The organism is Kineosporia sp. NBRC 101731, from assembly GCF_030269305.1.
Classification (GTDB): Bacteria; Actinomycetota; Actinomycetes; order Actinomycetales; family Kineosporiaceae; genus Kineosporia.
In genome coordinates this window covers 246,571-260,884 of sequence record NZ_BSTC01000008.1, presented here as the reverse complement: position 1 = coordinate 260,884, position 14,314 = coordinate 246,571, and the positions used below count along the sequence as shown (strand labels likewise).

At 70.0% G+C, this 14,314-nt stretch carries 12 protein-coding genes; 6 read left to right on the top strand and 6 right to left on the bottom strand.

The window, feature by feature from the left end:
• The first annotated feature begins 47 nt into the window (after positions 1-47).
• The 3 genes from QSK05_RS22855 (at position 48) to QSK05_RS22845 (ending at position 2,568) form a co-directional block, all read left to right on the top strand.
• Positions 48-248, top strand: coding sequence for a hypothetical protein (locus QSK05_RS22855; RefSeq protein ID WP_285599335.1), 201 nt, complete (start codon positions 48-50; stop codon positions 246-248).
• A 234-nt stretch (positions 249-482) separates the two neighbouring features.
• Complete coding sequence (locus tag QSK05_RS22850) at positions 483-1,322, top strand: 3-hydroxybutyryl-CoA dehydrogenase (protein ID WP_285599334.1); 840 nt, start codon at positions 483-485, stop codon at positions 1,320-1,322.
• Positions 1,323-1,446: 124 nt separating this feature from the next.
• Positions 1,447-2,568 carry a site-2 protease family protein gene (locus tag QSK05_RS22845; protein WP_285599333.1) on the top strand — a complete coding sequence of 374 codons (1,122 nt, stop codon included), beginning with the start codon at positions 1,447-1,449 and terminating at the stop codon, positions 2,566-2,568.
• A gap of 199 nt (positions 2,569-2,767) precedes the next feature.
• Here QSK05_RS22845 and QSK05_RS22840 read toward each other — a convergent pair whose 3' ends face one another.
• Positions 2,768-3,820 (bottom strand): sodium:calcium antiporter, encoded by a 1,053-nt coding sequence (locus QSK05_RS22840; protein WP_285599332.1) that lies wholly within the window; start codon positions 3,818-3,820, stop codon positions 2,768-2,770.
• 331 nt (positions 3,821-4,151) lie between these two features.
• Positions 4,152-7,142, bottom strand: a complete 2,991-nt coding sequence (locus QSK05_RS22835; protein ID WP_502879816.1) for an FAD-binding and (Fe-S)-binding domain-containing protein — start codon at positions 7,140-7,142, stop codon at positions 4,152-4,154.
• 110 nt (positions 7,143-7,252) lie between these two features.
• Here QSK05_RS22835 and QSK05_RS22830 point away from each other — a divergent pair, with 110 nt between their 5' ends.
• Complete coding sequence (locus QSK05_RS22830; RefSeq protein WP_285599330.1) at positions 7,253-7,642, top strand: SRPBCC family protein; 390 nt, start codon at positions 7,253-7,255, stop codon at positions 7,640-7,642.
• Here QSK05_RS22830 and QSK05_RS22825 read toward each other — a convergent pair.
• From QSK05_RS22825 to QSK05_RS22815, 3 genes are all read right to left on the bottom strand, one after another.
• Entirely contained in the window at positions 7,639-8,298 is a 660-nt protein-coding gene (locus QSK05_RS22825; protein WP_285599329.1) for a response regulator transcription factor, read from the bottom strand. The genes QSK05_RS22830 and QSK05_RS22825 overlap by 4 nt on opposite strands.
• A gap of 67 nt (positions 8,299-8,365) precedes the next feature.
• Entirely contained in the window at positions 8,366-10,150 is a 1,785-nt protein-coding gene (locus QSK05_RS22820) for an ATP-binding protein (protein WP_285599328.1), read from the bottom strand.
• A gap of 295 nt (positions 10,151-10,445) precedes the next feature.
• Positions 10,446-12,245, bottom strand: a complete 1,800-nt coding sequence (locus tag QSK05_RS22815; RefSeq protein WP_285599327.1) for a sensor histidine kinase — start codon at positions 12,243-12,245, stop codon at positions 10,446-10,448.
• A 116-nt stretch (positions 12,246-12,361) separates the two neighbouring features.
• On the opposite strand from QSK05_RS22815, the gene QSK05_RS22810 reads away from it, so the two are divergent.
• A complete protein-coding gene (locus tag QSK05_RS22810) occupies positions 12,362-12,715 on the top strand; it encodes a hypothetical protein (RefSeq protein WP_285599326.1) in 354 nt (117 codons plus the stop codon).
• A gap of 72 nt (positions 12,716-12,787) precedes the next feature.
• Here the strand turns inward: QSK05_RS22810 and QSK05_RS22805 are convergent, their stop codons facing one another.
• Complete coding sequence (locus tag QSK05_RS22805; RefSeq protein WP_285599325.1) at positions 12,788-13,165, bottom strand: hypothetical protein; 378 nt, start codon at positions 13,163-13,165, stop codon at positions 12,788-12,790.
• Between the two features lie 109 nt (positions 13,166-13,274).
• On the opposite strand from QSK05_RS22805, the gene QSK05_RS22800 reads away from it, so the two are divergent.
• Entirely contained in the window at positions 13,275-14,288 is a 1,014-nt protein-coding gene (locus tag QSK05_RS22800; RefSeq protein ID WP_285599324.1) for an expansin EXLX1 family cellulose-binding protein, read from the top strand.
• Positions 14,289-14,314 lie beyond the last annotated feature (26 nt).

The following is a 14,314-nucleotide window of genomic DNA, read 5'->3' as shown; positions in this document are numbered from 1 at the left end:
TACTGTGAAGTACGTGTAAACAGCACCGGGAAATTCGGGAGCTCGCCATGAACAATGACGTTGTGCGAACCGCCGCGACAGGTCCTCTCGACGGGGCAATTCCTCTGTCCACCGACTCCTCCGAGGTCGGCACGATGATGTCGTGCGACACCTGCGACCTGACCGGCGGCCCCTTCCCGGCAGCCGAGGCTGCACATCTGCGAGCCATCCACGACCGCCTCTTCCACGGCATCCTCTTCGCCGCCTGACCCCACCCCATTCCTCCGTGATCATGCAAAACCTCCCCGGAGTTCTAGAACTGTCCGCGACAGAGTTCTAGAAGGCTGGGGAGTGGGGGCACCTCCCGGCCGAAGGCCGCGGGATTTGCATGATCACGAACAAAGGGGGTTTGTTCTCCCGTCCAGGCGCTTGGGCACCTAGGGTCGTTCTGACAACGTTGAGCAAGGTTGAGCAACGTCGGGCGACTCAGGGCGGAGGCCGGGATGCGGGTCGGTGTGGTCGGGTGCGGGCTGATGGGTGCGGGGATCGCCGAGGTCTGTGCGCGGGCCGGGCTGGACGTCGTCGTGGTCGAGTCGGGCCGGGAACGGGTCGAGGCCGGGCGGGCCCGCATCAGTAGCTCGCTGGAGCGGGCGCAGAGCAAGGGCAAGATCGAGTCGGCTGCTCAGGTGCTCGAGAACATCAGTATCGAGGACGATCTCGCGGCCCTGGCCGACCGGGAACTCGTCATCGAGGCCGTGGTCGAGCACGAGCAGACCAAGCTCGAGCTGTTCGCCCAGCTCGACCAGATCGTGAAGGCGACCGACGCGATCCTGGCGAGCAACACGTCTTCCATCCCGATCATGAAGATCGCCACGGCCACCGGCCGGGCGGCGAACGTGCTGGGCATCCACTTCTTCAACCCGGTGCCGGTGCTCTCCCTGGTCGAGATCGTGCCCAGCCTGCTGACCTCCGACGCGACCACGCGCCGCGCCGAGAGCTTCGCCCAGGAGGTGCTGGGCAAGCACGCCATCCGGAGCCCGGACCGGGCCGGCTTCGTGGTCAACGCCCTGCTGGTGCCTTTCATCCTCTCGGCGATCCGGATGCTGGAGTCGGGCTTCGCCACGGCCGAGGACATCGACGAGGGCCTGGTGCGAGGCGCCGCCCACCCGCAGGGTCCGCTGCGGCTGGCCGACCTGATCGGCCTGGACACCACCGCCGCGATCGCCCGGTCGCTCTACGACGAGTTCAAGGAACCTCTCTTCGCCCCGCCGCCCCTGCTCAACCGCATGGTCGAGGCCGGTCTGCTGGGTCGTAAGACCGGCCGGGGCTTCTACGCCTACTGAATACTGTTTGTTGTCTGGGAATCCCCTGGGCCGGGTCGCGCTCGACCGGGGGCTCGGGAGACGATGGAGGGGTGACGCGCACAGACTGCACCGACCCGGCCGCACCTCGTGAAGAGGCCGGCGCATGAGCCTGAGCGGTCCGACCAGCGGCCCGGTCGAAGGCGGCCGAGCCCTGTTCAAAGGCCGGATCCTGGGTTTCCCGGTGCATCTGGACTGGTCGTTCATCATCATCATGGCTGTCCTGGGCTACATGTCCACGCCCGGCTCGATGGTGGGCCTGGCTGTCTGGATCCTGATCACGCCGGTGATGGTGCTGGCCCACGAGCTGGGCCACGCCCTGGTCGCGCGCACCACCGGTGCCAAGCCGGAGATCGCGCTGGCCGGCTTCGGCGGGGTCACGAGCTTCACGCCGCCCCACGAAATCTCCCGGGCCCGCTCGATCGCGATCTCCCTGGCCGGCCCGGCGGTGGGCCTGGCCATCGGCATCACCCTGATGTTCCTCGAGGCCACCGTGTGGACCGAGGTCACCAGCGAGTGGGGCTGGTACGCCCTGCGTTTCGGCATCTTCACGTCGCTCGGCTGGAGCGTGCTGAACCTGCTGCCGATCCTGCCCCTCGACGGCGGCCAGGCGATGCGGGAATTCCTGCCCGGCGACCCGATCACCCGGCTGCGCCGCGCGGCCATGGTCTCGATCGTCGTCTCCGTGCTAGCCGCCCTCGCGGTCTACCAGTTGCTGAGCGGCCAGATCTTCCTGGTGATCTTCCTGCTCTTCTTCGCCGTCAACAACTTCCTGACCGTGCGCGACCTGAGCCGGAACCGCTCGGTCAGTTCCGACGGCCAGCCCGGACCCGCGCCGGGTCAGAGCCCGGAGACGATGATCGTCGACATGCTCTGGCGCAATCAGGCCGAGCGCGCCCGCCAGGTGATGCACAGCCTGCCCGAGGGGGTGCCGATCGACCTGGCGCTGCACGGTGCGGTGCTGAGCCTGACCGGCGACGCCCCGCAGGGGCACGCGCTGCTGGAGCAAGAGACACAGCGCCGACCGGGAGACCCGAACATCGCCGCCATCCTGGCCCTCACCCAGGCCCTGGAACACGACTGGGACGCCCTGATCCACACCATGCAGGGCCCTCTCGGACCCCTGATCCCGCCGCCGGTGCTCGACCGCGCGGTCGTCGAGGCCCGCGCCACGGGCCGCGAGGATGTGGCGGGCCGCCTGACCTTCCTGCGAACCCCCACGTCCTGAGACAGACAGAAGTGAGGACGCCCACCAGCCCCTGGTGGGCGTCCTCACTTTTGCGGGCCCCCCAAAAAACCTCCGTGATCATGCAAATACCCCAGCCTTCGGCCGGGAGGTGCCCCCACTCCCCGAAGTTCTAGAACTGTGGGCCGAAGAGTTCTAGAACGCTGGGGAGATTTTGCATGATCACGGAGGAAAGGGGGGTCTAGCTGAGGATCGGGACCAAGCCGATCGCGAAGACCAGGTAGAACAGTCCGGCGACGGCCAGGCGCGCGGGGGTGAGGCGGTGTGCGGCCATGGTCGCCAGCAGGTAGACGATGGCGACCATGGTGACGATGCCGGACCAGGTCAGGGCACCGTCGAAATGCCAGTCGGTGAAGAGCAGGCCGAGACCGCTGGGCACGGTCGCCTGGATCATCATGGCGCCGGAGATGTTGGCCAGTGCCAGCCGTACCTTGCCCTGACGCACCCAGATGATGGCGTTCATGATCTCGGGCAGCTCGGTGGCGATCGGTGAGAGCAGCAGGGCCGTGACCGTGCCGGAGAGACCGATCATCGGGCCGATCGCGTCGAGCTGGTGCACGAAGAGCTGTGAGGCGATGAAGATGACCACCAGCGTGGCCGCGGTCTGCGCGAGAACCGCCCAGGTGGCCGGGGACGCGGCGTTCGGCTGGAGTTTGAGCGGCTCCAGTTCGCCGTCCTCGCCGCCGTCGTCGCCCTGACGGCTCATCTCCTTGGCGAAGTAGAGCAGGTAGACGGCGAAGAACAGCAGTCCCAGAACGGGTTTGAAGGCGAAGGCGACCAGGCCGAGCGTCACCTTGAACACGAAGACGGCGAGGAACCACTTCTGGTCACGGGCCAGGCGGGCGGTGTCTTCGGGGGCGCCGAGCGCGGCGGGGCCGGCCAGGTTCTCGGAGGCTCCGGACCCTCCGGCCGGGACCAGCTCACGCGCCAGAATCCGCTTGCGGTACAGCAACATTGCGCCGGTGACACCGTACGCGACGGTGGCCAGGGCGAGCGGGCCACCCATCGCGGCACCGACGCCGATGTCCTTGGCGTCTTGCGTGGCCCCCGTCGTGACGGCCACCAGGGTGACGACAGATTCCGGCAGAGCGGTTCCGAATGCGGCGAGAATGCTGCCGACAGCCATCTTTCCGACGTTGAGTCGCTGGCCGAGCCATTCGACGGCGTTGACGAACCACTCACACGAGAGATAGATCGCCACCGCACAGGCGATGAGCAACACGAAGTGCCACACGATGATTTCCCCAAGCCTTATCCGCGTCGCAGACGGGATCTGAGGCTTTCGGGGAAGCTTCGATCCCGAAAACGGACGCACGAATGCGTTCATCTTTCGGGACCGAAGGTCTCGTCCACCTGCGCCAGGCAGGTCTCACGACCGGAGAGCAAGCTCTCAGTATGTCGACCGTGAGTTCGCGGACTACTCCCCTCCGGAACCCTTCGAGGGTGACACAAGCCCGGAGGAGCACGCAATCGCAGGTACGCCCATGTGGCCCAGGCGACACCGGCCCCGCGCGCATTGTGTGCATTCGTTGCGCTCTGACCGCAACGAATGCACACAATTCTGATCACTCGACGGGCTTCTCCACCGGAGTGGCCTCCGTGGCTGCGGTCTGGGCCGGAGCGGGCGTGGGGGCGACAGTCGGGGGCACAGTCGGGGTCACGCTCGGGGCCGCACTGCCCAGCGACCGGCCGGGCAGGTGGGCCGCCAGCAGCTCGGCCAGGTGCAGCCCCTGCTTGTCGGCCAGCTGCTCCAACTGGGTACGGCACGAGAACCCGTCGGCCAGCACCACGGTGTCGTCAGCGGCCTCGCGGACGGCGGGCAGCAGCGCGTTCTCGGCCACCGCCACCGAGACCTCGTAGTGCCCCTTCTCGACGCCGAAGTTCCCGGCCAGACCGCAGCATCCGCCCACCGACGTGACGCGGGCCCCGGCGCCGGCCAGCAGATCGGCGTCGGCCTGCCAGCCCATCACCGCGTGCTGGTGACAGTGCGGCTGTGCGACAGCGGAAACACCTTCCAGCGTGGGCGCTTTCCAGTCGGGCAGCGAGGTCAGCAGTTCAGCCAGAGTCTTCAGCGAGGCGGCGAGGCGAGGGGCCCGGGGATCTTCGGGCAGCAGCTCGAGGATGTCGGAACGCAGCGCGGCCGTGCACGAGGGCTCCAGGCCGACAATGGTGAGGCCCTCGTCGAGAGCCTCCTCGAGCACGTCGAGGGTGTTGCGCATCTGCTTCTTCGCCCCGTCGAGCTGACCGGTGGAGATCCAGGTCAGACCGCAGCAGGCGTTGCCGACCGGCAGTTCGACCCGCAGGCCGGCGTCTTCGAGCACCGCCACCGCGGCCTGCCCGACCGCCGGGGAGAAGTGGTCGGTGAAGGTGTCGGCCCAGAGCACGACCCGCTGCCGCTTCCCCGCCGGCGCCTTGTGCCGGGAGAACCACTGGCGGAACGTCTTCGGGGCGAAACGGGGCAGTTCGCGGCGGTGGTCGATGCCCCCGACACGCTTCGTGATCGCGGCCACCGGGGCCAGCCCGGTCAGGGCGTTGACCACCCGCGGCGCGTGCGAGGCAAGGTCGGCCCAGCGCGGAAGCCAGCCCAGCAGATAGTGATTCGCCGGGCGCAGCTTGCCCTTGTACTTCTGGTGCAGCGCCTCGGCCTTGTACGTGGCCATGTCGACACCGGCCGGGCAGTCGGCCGAGCAGCCCTTGCACGACAGGCACAGGTCGAGCGCGTCGTGCACCTCCTGCGACTTCCAGCCGCCGGAGACCAGGGTGCCGTTGGCCATTTCCTGCAGTACCCGGGCGCGGCCGCGGGTCGAGTCCTTCTCGTCCTGGGTGGCGAGGTACGACGGGCACATCACGCCGCCCGAGCCGGTGGTGTCGGCCCGGCACTTGCCGACGCCCACGCAGCGGTGCACGGCGGTACTGAAATCGCCCTTGTCGTGCGGGTAGCTGAAGGCCAGGTTGGTGCGGAGCCGGTGGGCGGCCGGCACCCGCAGGTCGGCGTCCAGGGGTGCGGGGCGCACGATGATGCCCGGGTTGAACAGGTCGGCCGGGTCGAACAGATCCTTCACCGCGGCCTGCAGGGCGATGGCCTCGGGCGAGTACATCTTCGAGAGCAGCTCACCCCGGGCCCGGCCGTCGCCGTGCTCGCCGGACATCGAACCGCCGTGCCGGGCGACCAGATCGGCCGCTTCGAGCATGAACTCACGCATGCGGGAGGGCTCGGTCTCGAACGGGAAGTCAATGCGGGCGTGCACGCAGCCGTCGCCGAAGTGCCCGTACGCCAGTGTGTCCAGGCCGTGGTGGTCGAGCAGCGAGAAGAACTCGCGCAGGTAGGTGCCGAGCTTCTCCGGCGGCACGGCGGCGTCCTCCCAGCCGGGCCAGGCGGGCGCGCCGGCGGGCGAACGCCCGGCCAGGCCCGCGCCGTCCTCCCGGATCCGCCACAGAGCCGCAGCCGTGGAACCGGTGACCACCCGCGTCCCCAGAGCATCCCCGTCCCGGCACAGGGCCGCCGCGGCCGCCTCGGCCTCGGCCTGGGTCTCACCGAACACCTCGGCGAACAGCCAGCCCGCACCGGCGGGCAACTCGGGAACCGCCGCCTCTCCGCGACGGGCGCGCAAGACGTCCACAATTCTCGAATCCAGACCCTCCAGCGCCACCAGGGGGTGCGACAGCAGTGCGGGCACCACGTCGGCGGCCGCGGCCATGTCGGGGTAGCCCAGCACGGCGAGCGCCGTGGCCTTGGGGGCGCGCACCAGGCGCACGTTCGCCGAGGTCATGATGGCGAGCGTGCCCTCGGTGCCGGAGAGCATGCGGGCCAGGTCGACGCCGTTCTCGCTGAGCAGGTGCTCCATCGAGTAGCCGGAGACCTGGCGGCCGAAGCGGCCGAACTCGGTGCGGATCAGGGCACGGTTGGTGTCGACGAGTTTCGACAGCTGGGCGAGCAGAGCGCCGGCCGAGTTGCCCGACGTCTGGCCGGGCAGGCCGTCGCGCCCGTAGCGGGCGGCGGTGAACTTGATGCCGGCGGAGGTGATGACGTCCATCGACACGACGTTGTCGGCGGTGCGCCCGTAGGCCAGAGCCCTGGAGCCGCAGGCGTTGTTGCCGATCATCCCGCCCATCGTGCAGCGGGCGTGGGTGGAGGGGTCGGGCCCGAAGCGCAGGCCGTGGGGGCGGGCGGCGGCCTGGAGCGAGTCGAGGATGACGCCGGGTTCGACCACGGCGGTCTCGGCCTCGGGGTCGAGGCTGATGATGCGGTTCATGTGCCGGGAGTAGTCGAGCACGATGCCGGTGCCGATGGCGTTGCCGGCGATGGAGGTGCCGGCGCCGCGCGCGGTGAGGGGCACGCCGTGGCCGCGGGCGACCCGGACGGCCGCCTCGACCTCGTCGGCGTCCCGGGGGAATACCACCACCTGGGGGACCACGCGGTAGTTGGACGCGTCGGTGGAGTACTCGGCCAGCCGTCGGGAGGAGTTGTCCACCTCGGAGATCCCGGCCTGGCGCAACGCCCGGGCGACGTCGTCGGCCGGACCTTCTGCCGGATTCGCGGTGGTTGTGGTGTCCACGGTCGTCACTGCTGGCTTCCTCCTGCTGCTCCCGCGCGCACGCGCGGGTTTCAGTGTGCCCTGCGAGGCTGGGGGTGGCAGAGCTGGGGCGGGGTACGGGGAGGATCGACATGATCACGACGAGGGTGCGGGCCGATGGTCCGGTCGAGGTCGAGGTGGCCTGGTTGCGATATCTGGAGCCGGAACGGTGGACGTCGTGGTCGCCCCAGCTGCGCCGGGTCGAGTACGAGTTCGGGCGGCTGCGGCCCGGCACGGGTGGCCGGGTGTTCGGTCCCCTGGGGCTGTGGCTGAATTTCTGGATCGAGGACGTCGACGAGGACGCCCGCACCTGGACCTGGGTGGTGCGCCGGGGACCTTTCTCGGTGGTGCTGCAGCACGGCGTGGAGCCCGGGCCGCGGGGCAGCCGCACCTGGCTGGCCCTGCGTGGCCCGGCGCCGCTGGTGCTGCCCTACCTGCCGATGGCCCGGCTGGCCCTGCACCGCCTGGTCAGCGCTCCTTAGGAACCGTTGGTGCCTGCTCGCAACCAGGACAGGACGGCCAGGACACGGCGGTTGTCGTCGGACCCGGCCGGGATGTCCAGCTTGCCGAAGATGCTCGCGGCGTAGTTCTCCACGGTCTTGTGGCTGAGGTTGAGCACCGCGGCGACACCGGCGTTGGAACGGCCCTCGGCCATCTGGCGCAGCACCTGGCGTTCGCGCACGGTCAGGGCGGCCAGGGCGTCCTGCCGCCGGGAGTGCCCGATCAGGCTGTCGACGAGGGTGGCGTCGACCAGCGACTCTCCGGCCGCGATCCGCACCAGGGCGTCGCGCAGGGTGCCCACGTCGTCCACCCGGTCTTTGAGCATGTACCCGCGGCCCGCACTGCCGTTGGCGAAAAGTTCCGCCGCGTAAGTAGTCTCCGCGTAGGTGGAGAGGATAAGCACTCCCACACCGGGATTCGTCTCGCGGATCCGGGCGGCGGCGTGCAGCCCTTCGCGGGTGTAGGTCGGTGGCATCCGGATGTCGAGGATGGCCACCTGCGGCCGGGCCTGCGCCAGGCCGTCGACCAGGTCGTCGGCGTTGGAGGCCTCCAGACACACCTCCACCCCGACCTGCCCCAGCAGCAGCTTCAGCCCACCCCGGAACAGACTGGAATCGTCCGCAATCGCTACCCGCACGTCTGCCCCCTCGTCCGGAATGCCTGACGTCTCTGGCCGTTCACCACGTACCCACCCCTCAGCTCTCTCATCGGTAGGGGATCTCCGCCGTCAGCGTCGTGCCGGCCCCCGGTGGGCTGTCCAGCAGCAAGGTTCCCCCGGCGGCCCGTACCCGTTCACCGAGCCCGCTCAGGCCGGTGCCCGCGGCCAGATCGGCCCCGCCGCGCCCGTCGTCCTCGATCGTGAGCCGCAGCGCGCTGCCGGTGTCCGCGCCCCGGACGTCGATCCGCGACGCCGACGCGTGCCGTACCGCGTTCGTGATCGCCTCGGCCGCGACGAAGTATCCCGCCACCTGGGCCGCCATCGGCAGATCACGCTCGGGCAGGTCGACCTCGACGGTGAGCGGCTGCGCGGCGCCGATGCGGCGCACCGCTTCGGCGAGACCGACCTGATCCAGCACCGAGGGGTGCAGCCCGGCCGCGATCTCCCGCAGCTCGCCCAGGGTCAGTTTCAGCTGCTCGGCGGCATAACCGACGGCGGTCTCGAGCTCCGGGTGCTGCGGTTGCTCGATCTGCGCCAGCAGCCCCTGGACCCGGGCCAGGGCGCCGTCTTCCAGGTCTTTCTCCAGCGCCTGCCGCTCGGCCAGCTGGGCGGCGACGATGCGGGCGTGGGAGGCTCGCACCAGCTCCAGCTGGGCGCGGGCCTCGACCTGCAGGCGGGCGTTCTCGATGGCCAGGCCGGCGGCCGAGACGACCGCCTCGACCAGGTCGGGGTACCGCCAGAGGGCCTGGTCGGCGCGGATCATGGCCAGTCGCGCGCCGTTGGTCGAGGTGATCGGCAGCAGCAGGCCGTGATCGCCGGTCTCGCCGCCCCGCTCGGCCGAGGTGGCGCCGTGCCGGTCGACGTAGGCCCCGATCTCCGCGGCCCAGTAGTGGATCTCCAGGCCGGGATCGGCGAGCACGTTGCGGAAGGCCTCTTCCAGCCGTTCCGGGGTGCGTTCGACCCGCAGGCGCGGCAGCAGGTCGGCGATCACCACGCTGGCCAGGCGGCGGCGCACGGTGGCGATGACGAAGGCGACGGGAACGGTGAGCAGCAGAGACGTCTGTATCACCAGCACGTTGTCGAGAGTGTGGCCGCGCAGCCCCAGAACCTGCGCGATCGAGGCCGCCATGCTGGCCGTGCCGGCGATCGCGGCGGCCCCGGCGACCGGCAGCAGCAGCTTGCGGTCCAGCCCCCGGATACGGCGGCTGCGGCGCACCCAGAGCACCAGGAACCCGCTGGACAGCAACACCTCACCGATCGACGAGATCAGGGTCAGCGAGCGGTGCAGACCGGGATCGGTGTGCAGCATCGGCCACCAGGCGGCGCCCGAATCCCGGTCGACACCCAGGTCGGAGCTGAGCACCACGACGATGCGGCCGACCAGCACCCAGCCGGTCAGCCCGATCAGGAAGCGGCGTTCACCCCGGCCGACCGTGGTCTGGTCGGGGTATCCGGTGATGGCCCAGGCCGCGAGCACCAGCGTGAGCGGGGCGGCCAGGAACGAGAGCAGGTGCAACGGCCCCCGGCTGACCTCCTCGATCCAGCTCAGCGGCCAGACGCAGCCCGCGAGCACGAGGGCGCGGCCGGCCATCGCCTGGCCGGGCTCCCGGGAGAGGATGACGCCGACGGCCACCAGGGCGCCGGAGAAAGCGACGGTGGGGGCGGCCAGCTGGGGCAGGGCCTCCCAGAGCGGGGCGACCGCGATCGAGGCCGCCGTGGAGACCATGACGCCGGCCAGCAGTGCACCCAGCCACGGCACCGGGCGCAACCGCGCGGCCGGCGAACCGCCCCCGCCTCCGGGCGGAGCCGGCGCCGTCGACCTGGCGGTCATGGCGTTGGCTGACAATCGATCCCTCAGTTGCCGCGACCGCGACCGGCGAACTGCCCGGGCTGGCCTAATCTGACTGATCTGCCTGATTCGTACACGCGCGTTACCGAACAACACCAGAGAGTATCTGCTGGCGCACGCAATGACCCCATCCAGGACGGATCCCACGGGGGTGAAGCCTGTGCGTGACGAGTGAGATACGTCGCGCCGGAGGGTGGTGACTGTGCTGGACCCGGAGCTGATCGAGGGCCGGGTCAGAATCGGGCCAGGAACAGGTCGGGAGCCGGTCCGGAGCGGGTCAGGCGCAGGGAATGGCCGCGACCATCAGTGAGCCGCCGCGGGCGAGCGTGGAGAACATGATGTCACCGCCCAGTGCCCGCACCCGGTCGAGCATCCCGGGCAGCTCGGCGTCGAGCCGCATCTGGGCCGGGCGCCGGGCGTCGTCCTCCACCTCGATGGTGAGCACGCCCTCGGTCTGGTGCCCGCGGATGCAGACCCGGGAGGCCGCCGGGGTGGGCCCGGCCTGGCCGGCCTGGGCGGCACCCTTGAGCGCCGCACAGATCAGGTAGTAGGCGGTCTCCTCGGTGGCGGCCGGGAAACGCCCCCGGGGCAGGTCCGAGTCGACGATCAGCGGTTGTTGCTGGGCCACCGCCTCGATCGCCGCGGAGAGCCCGGCCTGGCTGAGCACGGCCGGGTGGATGCCCCGGGCCAGGTCGCGCAGCTCGTTGAGGGCGAGGGCGATCTCGGCACTCATGGCGCGCAGGCGCTCGCGCGAGACCTCGCTCATCCCGGGCGAGTCCGAGGCCGCCAGCACCAGCCGCAGGGCCAGCAGCCGCTGCTGGGCCCCATCGTGCAGGTCGCGCTCGACCCGGCGGCGTTCGGCCACCCCGGCCTGCACCGCCTGCATGCGCACCTGACGCACCTGACTGAGCCGCCCCAGCACCGCGGCCTGCAGCTGTGCGTTCTCCAGGGCCAGGCCGCTGGCGGCCAGCGCGTTCGAGACCACGTGCGGGTGACGGCGCAGCACCGGGTCGGCGTCGATCACGGCCAGCGGGCTCCCGCCGGGCGCGGTGACCGGCAGCACCAGCCGGTCCTGCTGATCGTCGGAGGGCAGGCCGGAGGGTGTGCCGGTGATGTCGACGTGGGTGTTCAGGTCGGGCGCCCAGTACCGCACCCGCAGCGTGTGGTCTCGCAGGGCCGCGCGCAGGGCGGTCTGCACCGCCTCGGGCGTGGGGCGGCGCTGCACCTGCTGGATCAGGGTGAGCACGGCATTGTCGGCCAGACGGCGCCGCACCACGCTGATCAGGAAGGCCAGCGGCACCACGGCGAGCACGGCCGGCTGGAACGCGTAGATCGTGTCCATCCGGTCGCCGCTCAGGCCGAACAGTTTCGCCACCGGCACGGCCCCGGCGGCCAGGCCGGCGGCGGGGGCGGCCAGGGCCATCGGGGCGAGCAGTTCCCGGTCGAGCCCGCGCATGCGGCGGATGCGGATGATCCAGAGCAGCAGGAAACCCGCGATCAGCACCACCTGGAGGGTGCGGACGACCTCGGCGATGCCGTTGTGGGTGACCCGATCGGCGTACACGGTGATCCAGAAGGTGCCGGGGTCGTAGCCCTTCCACTCCGGCCGCATGGTGAGGTCTTCCGCGAGGATGCCGCCGACCGCGACGGTGCCGAGCACCCGGACGAAGACCCGCTCCAGCCGGTTCATCAGCGCCGGGTCGGGGTAGCGGAACATCGCCCAGACCGCGAGGGAGAGGGCGACATAGCTGCTGATGCCGGAGACGAAGGGGAGCGGGCTGACGGCCCACTCCTCGCTCCAGCCGAGCGCCCAGAACTGCCCGCCGAGAAGGAGCAGGACGGCGGTGCGACGGTGACCGGGCTCGCTCCAGAGAATGGCCCCGGCACAGCTGAACATCGCCGTGAAGAGGATGCTTCCGGCGGCCACCCCGGGGTATACGCGCCATAACGGCCCGAAGATCACGGCACCGAGCAGGGTGAGGGCGACGGTGACGGCCAGGGTGCGGGACCACTGCCGACTCGAGGACACCGGGGCCGGAGGTTGTTGCGACGTCTGAGCGATGGACGTCGTCCTCACCGTATTCACCCTGATGGCCTACAAAGATTCGGACAAGAGGGATATCCCCTGTTTCGATCCTGTTGAATCAGGCCGAGCCGGTTGTCGGTACCGCCCCGGAGTGTCAGCCTGTGCGCATGCCGAGCCTGCGTGGTGCCGGGATCGACGACCGTTTCGACCCCAGTGATCTGGACGATGTCCGGGAGCGAGTCGTCGCCCCCACCGTCGAGGCATTGCTCCGACCGGGTGAACTGCAGGCGATCGATGTGGGACGCGGTCCGGCGCAGGAGATCTGGGCCCAGGTGACGGCACTGGGCAAGACCTGGCAGGCGGCCTTCTGGTTCGGGCCGCAGGCCGATCCGGAGGAGACCCTGGGCGAGGTCGCCTACTACCTGGCCGACCGGCTCGAGGACTGGGTCTGCGAGGACGTGGCGTGGGGCGAGCAGCGGATCGCGGACATCCGGATCCCGGCGCGGCGCCGGAGCGCCTGACCTTTCCCACCCCACCGTTCTCACTAGCTGAATGTAATACGAGTGGACGACGCACCGGCATCGTCCACTCGATTAATCCCGGTAGCGGAAGCCGTCGAGGAACCGCCGGAAGGCGCCACCCTGGACCGGCAGAGGGGCCGCCGGGGCGGGCGCCGTGCGGCGCTGCGTGGCGATCGGCCTGTCGTAGTCGGTGCGCGCGATCGCGTCGACCACCTCCGCCTCGGTGAAGTCGTCCGAGCCGGGGATCGACGGCACGAACCCGACCAGCACGCCGTTGGCCATCACCTGGGCCTCCAGACCGGCCGATCCGTCGGTGTCCCAGATCGCCTCGCGGCCGCCGGACAGCTTCACCCAGAGACCGAACTGATAGACGCCGGCCTTCTCCATCCGCGCGTCGATACCTCGTTCCCGCAGTGCGTCGACCACGCGCCGGGCCCGGTTCTCTTCCATACCGGACAACGTAACCCGCGAATCCTGAGAAGTAGCTGGACGGGATCTGCGCATTTCTTAACCTCGGCCGAAGGTCTACCTGACGCCACTCCCCCCAAGATCACTCAACGTGTCGCGACAGAGGATCGATGCCCGTGCCGCCGCCGCCCTGGTGGCGTTCGCCGTCGTGGCGGTGACCGGAGGCGTGTTCTACGCGCAGTCCGGCTCCGGCCAGGCCGATGCCCAGCTGGTGCTGTCGCGCCCGGACGTCGCGATCGCGCAGCAGAACGCGCAGGCTCCGGACGACGCGCCGGACACCGGTTCCGACCCGACGGCCACGCCCTCCGCCTCCCCCACGCCGAAACCGAAGCCGAAGAAGAAGACGGCGGTGGTGACACCGACGGCCGAGGCCGAGATCAAGAAGGCCGCCCCGAAGTCCGCCGCCGGGAGCTCCGGGAACGGGACCTCGAAATCCACGTCGTCCTCCCACCGGAGTTCGGGCACCACGTCGACCAAGGTCGCCGCGAACTCCTCGGGTGACCAGGTGCAGTTCGGCAAGACCTACGACGGCATCGCCACCTTCTACGGCGCGACCGGCGCGGGCAACTGCTCGTACGACCCCACCGGCGATCTGATGGTGGCCGCGATGAACCAGACCCAGTACGACGGCTCGCAGACCTGTGGCGCCTACGTCGACGTGACCGGGCCGAAGGGCAACACGATCCGGGTCAAGATCGTCGACCGCTGCCCGGAGTGCCAGCCGGGGCACATCGACCTCTCCGCCGAGGCCTTCGCCAAGCTGGCCGCCCCGGTCACCGGCCGCATCGACATCAGCTGGAAGATGGTCAGCCCCAGCCTCTCCGGGCCGGTGAAGTACGTGTACAAGGAGGGCTCCACCCAGTGGTGGTGCGGCATCCAGGTGCGCAACCACCGCAACCCGATCCGCACGGTCGAACTCAAGGGGCCGAACGGCTGGGTCACCCTCGACCGGCAGATGTACAACTACTTCCTCTCCGCCGACGGTGAGGGCTGCGGCGGTCAGGTCCGCATCACCGACGTGCGGGGCAACCAGCTCACCGACAGCGGCATCAAGATCTCCCCGCTCGTCGAGCAGGCCGGCGGCCGGCAGCTCCCGGCGGCCTGAGGGCCTTCCCGAGGAGGCCCGAACCG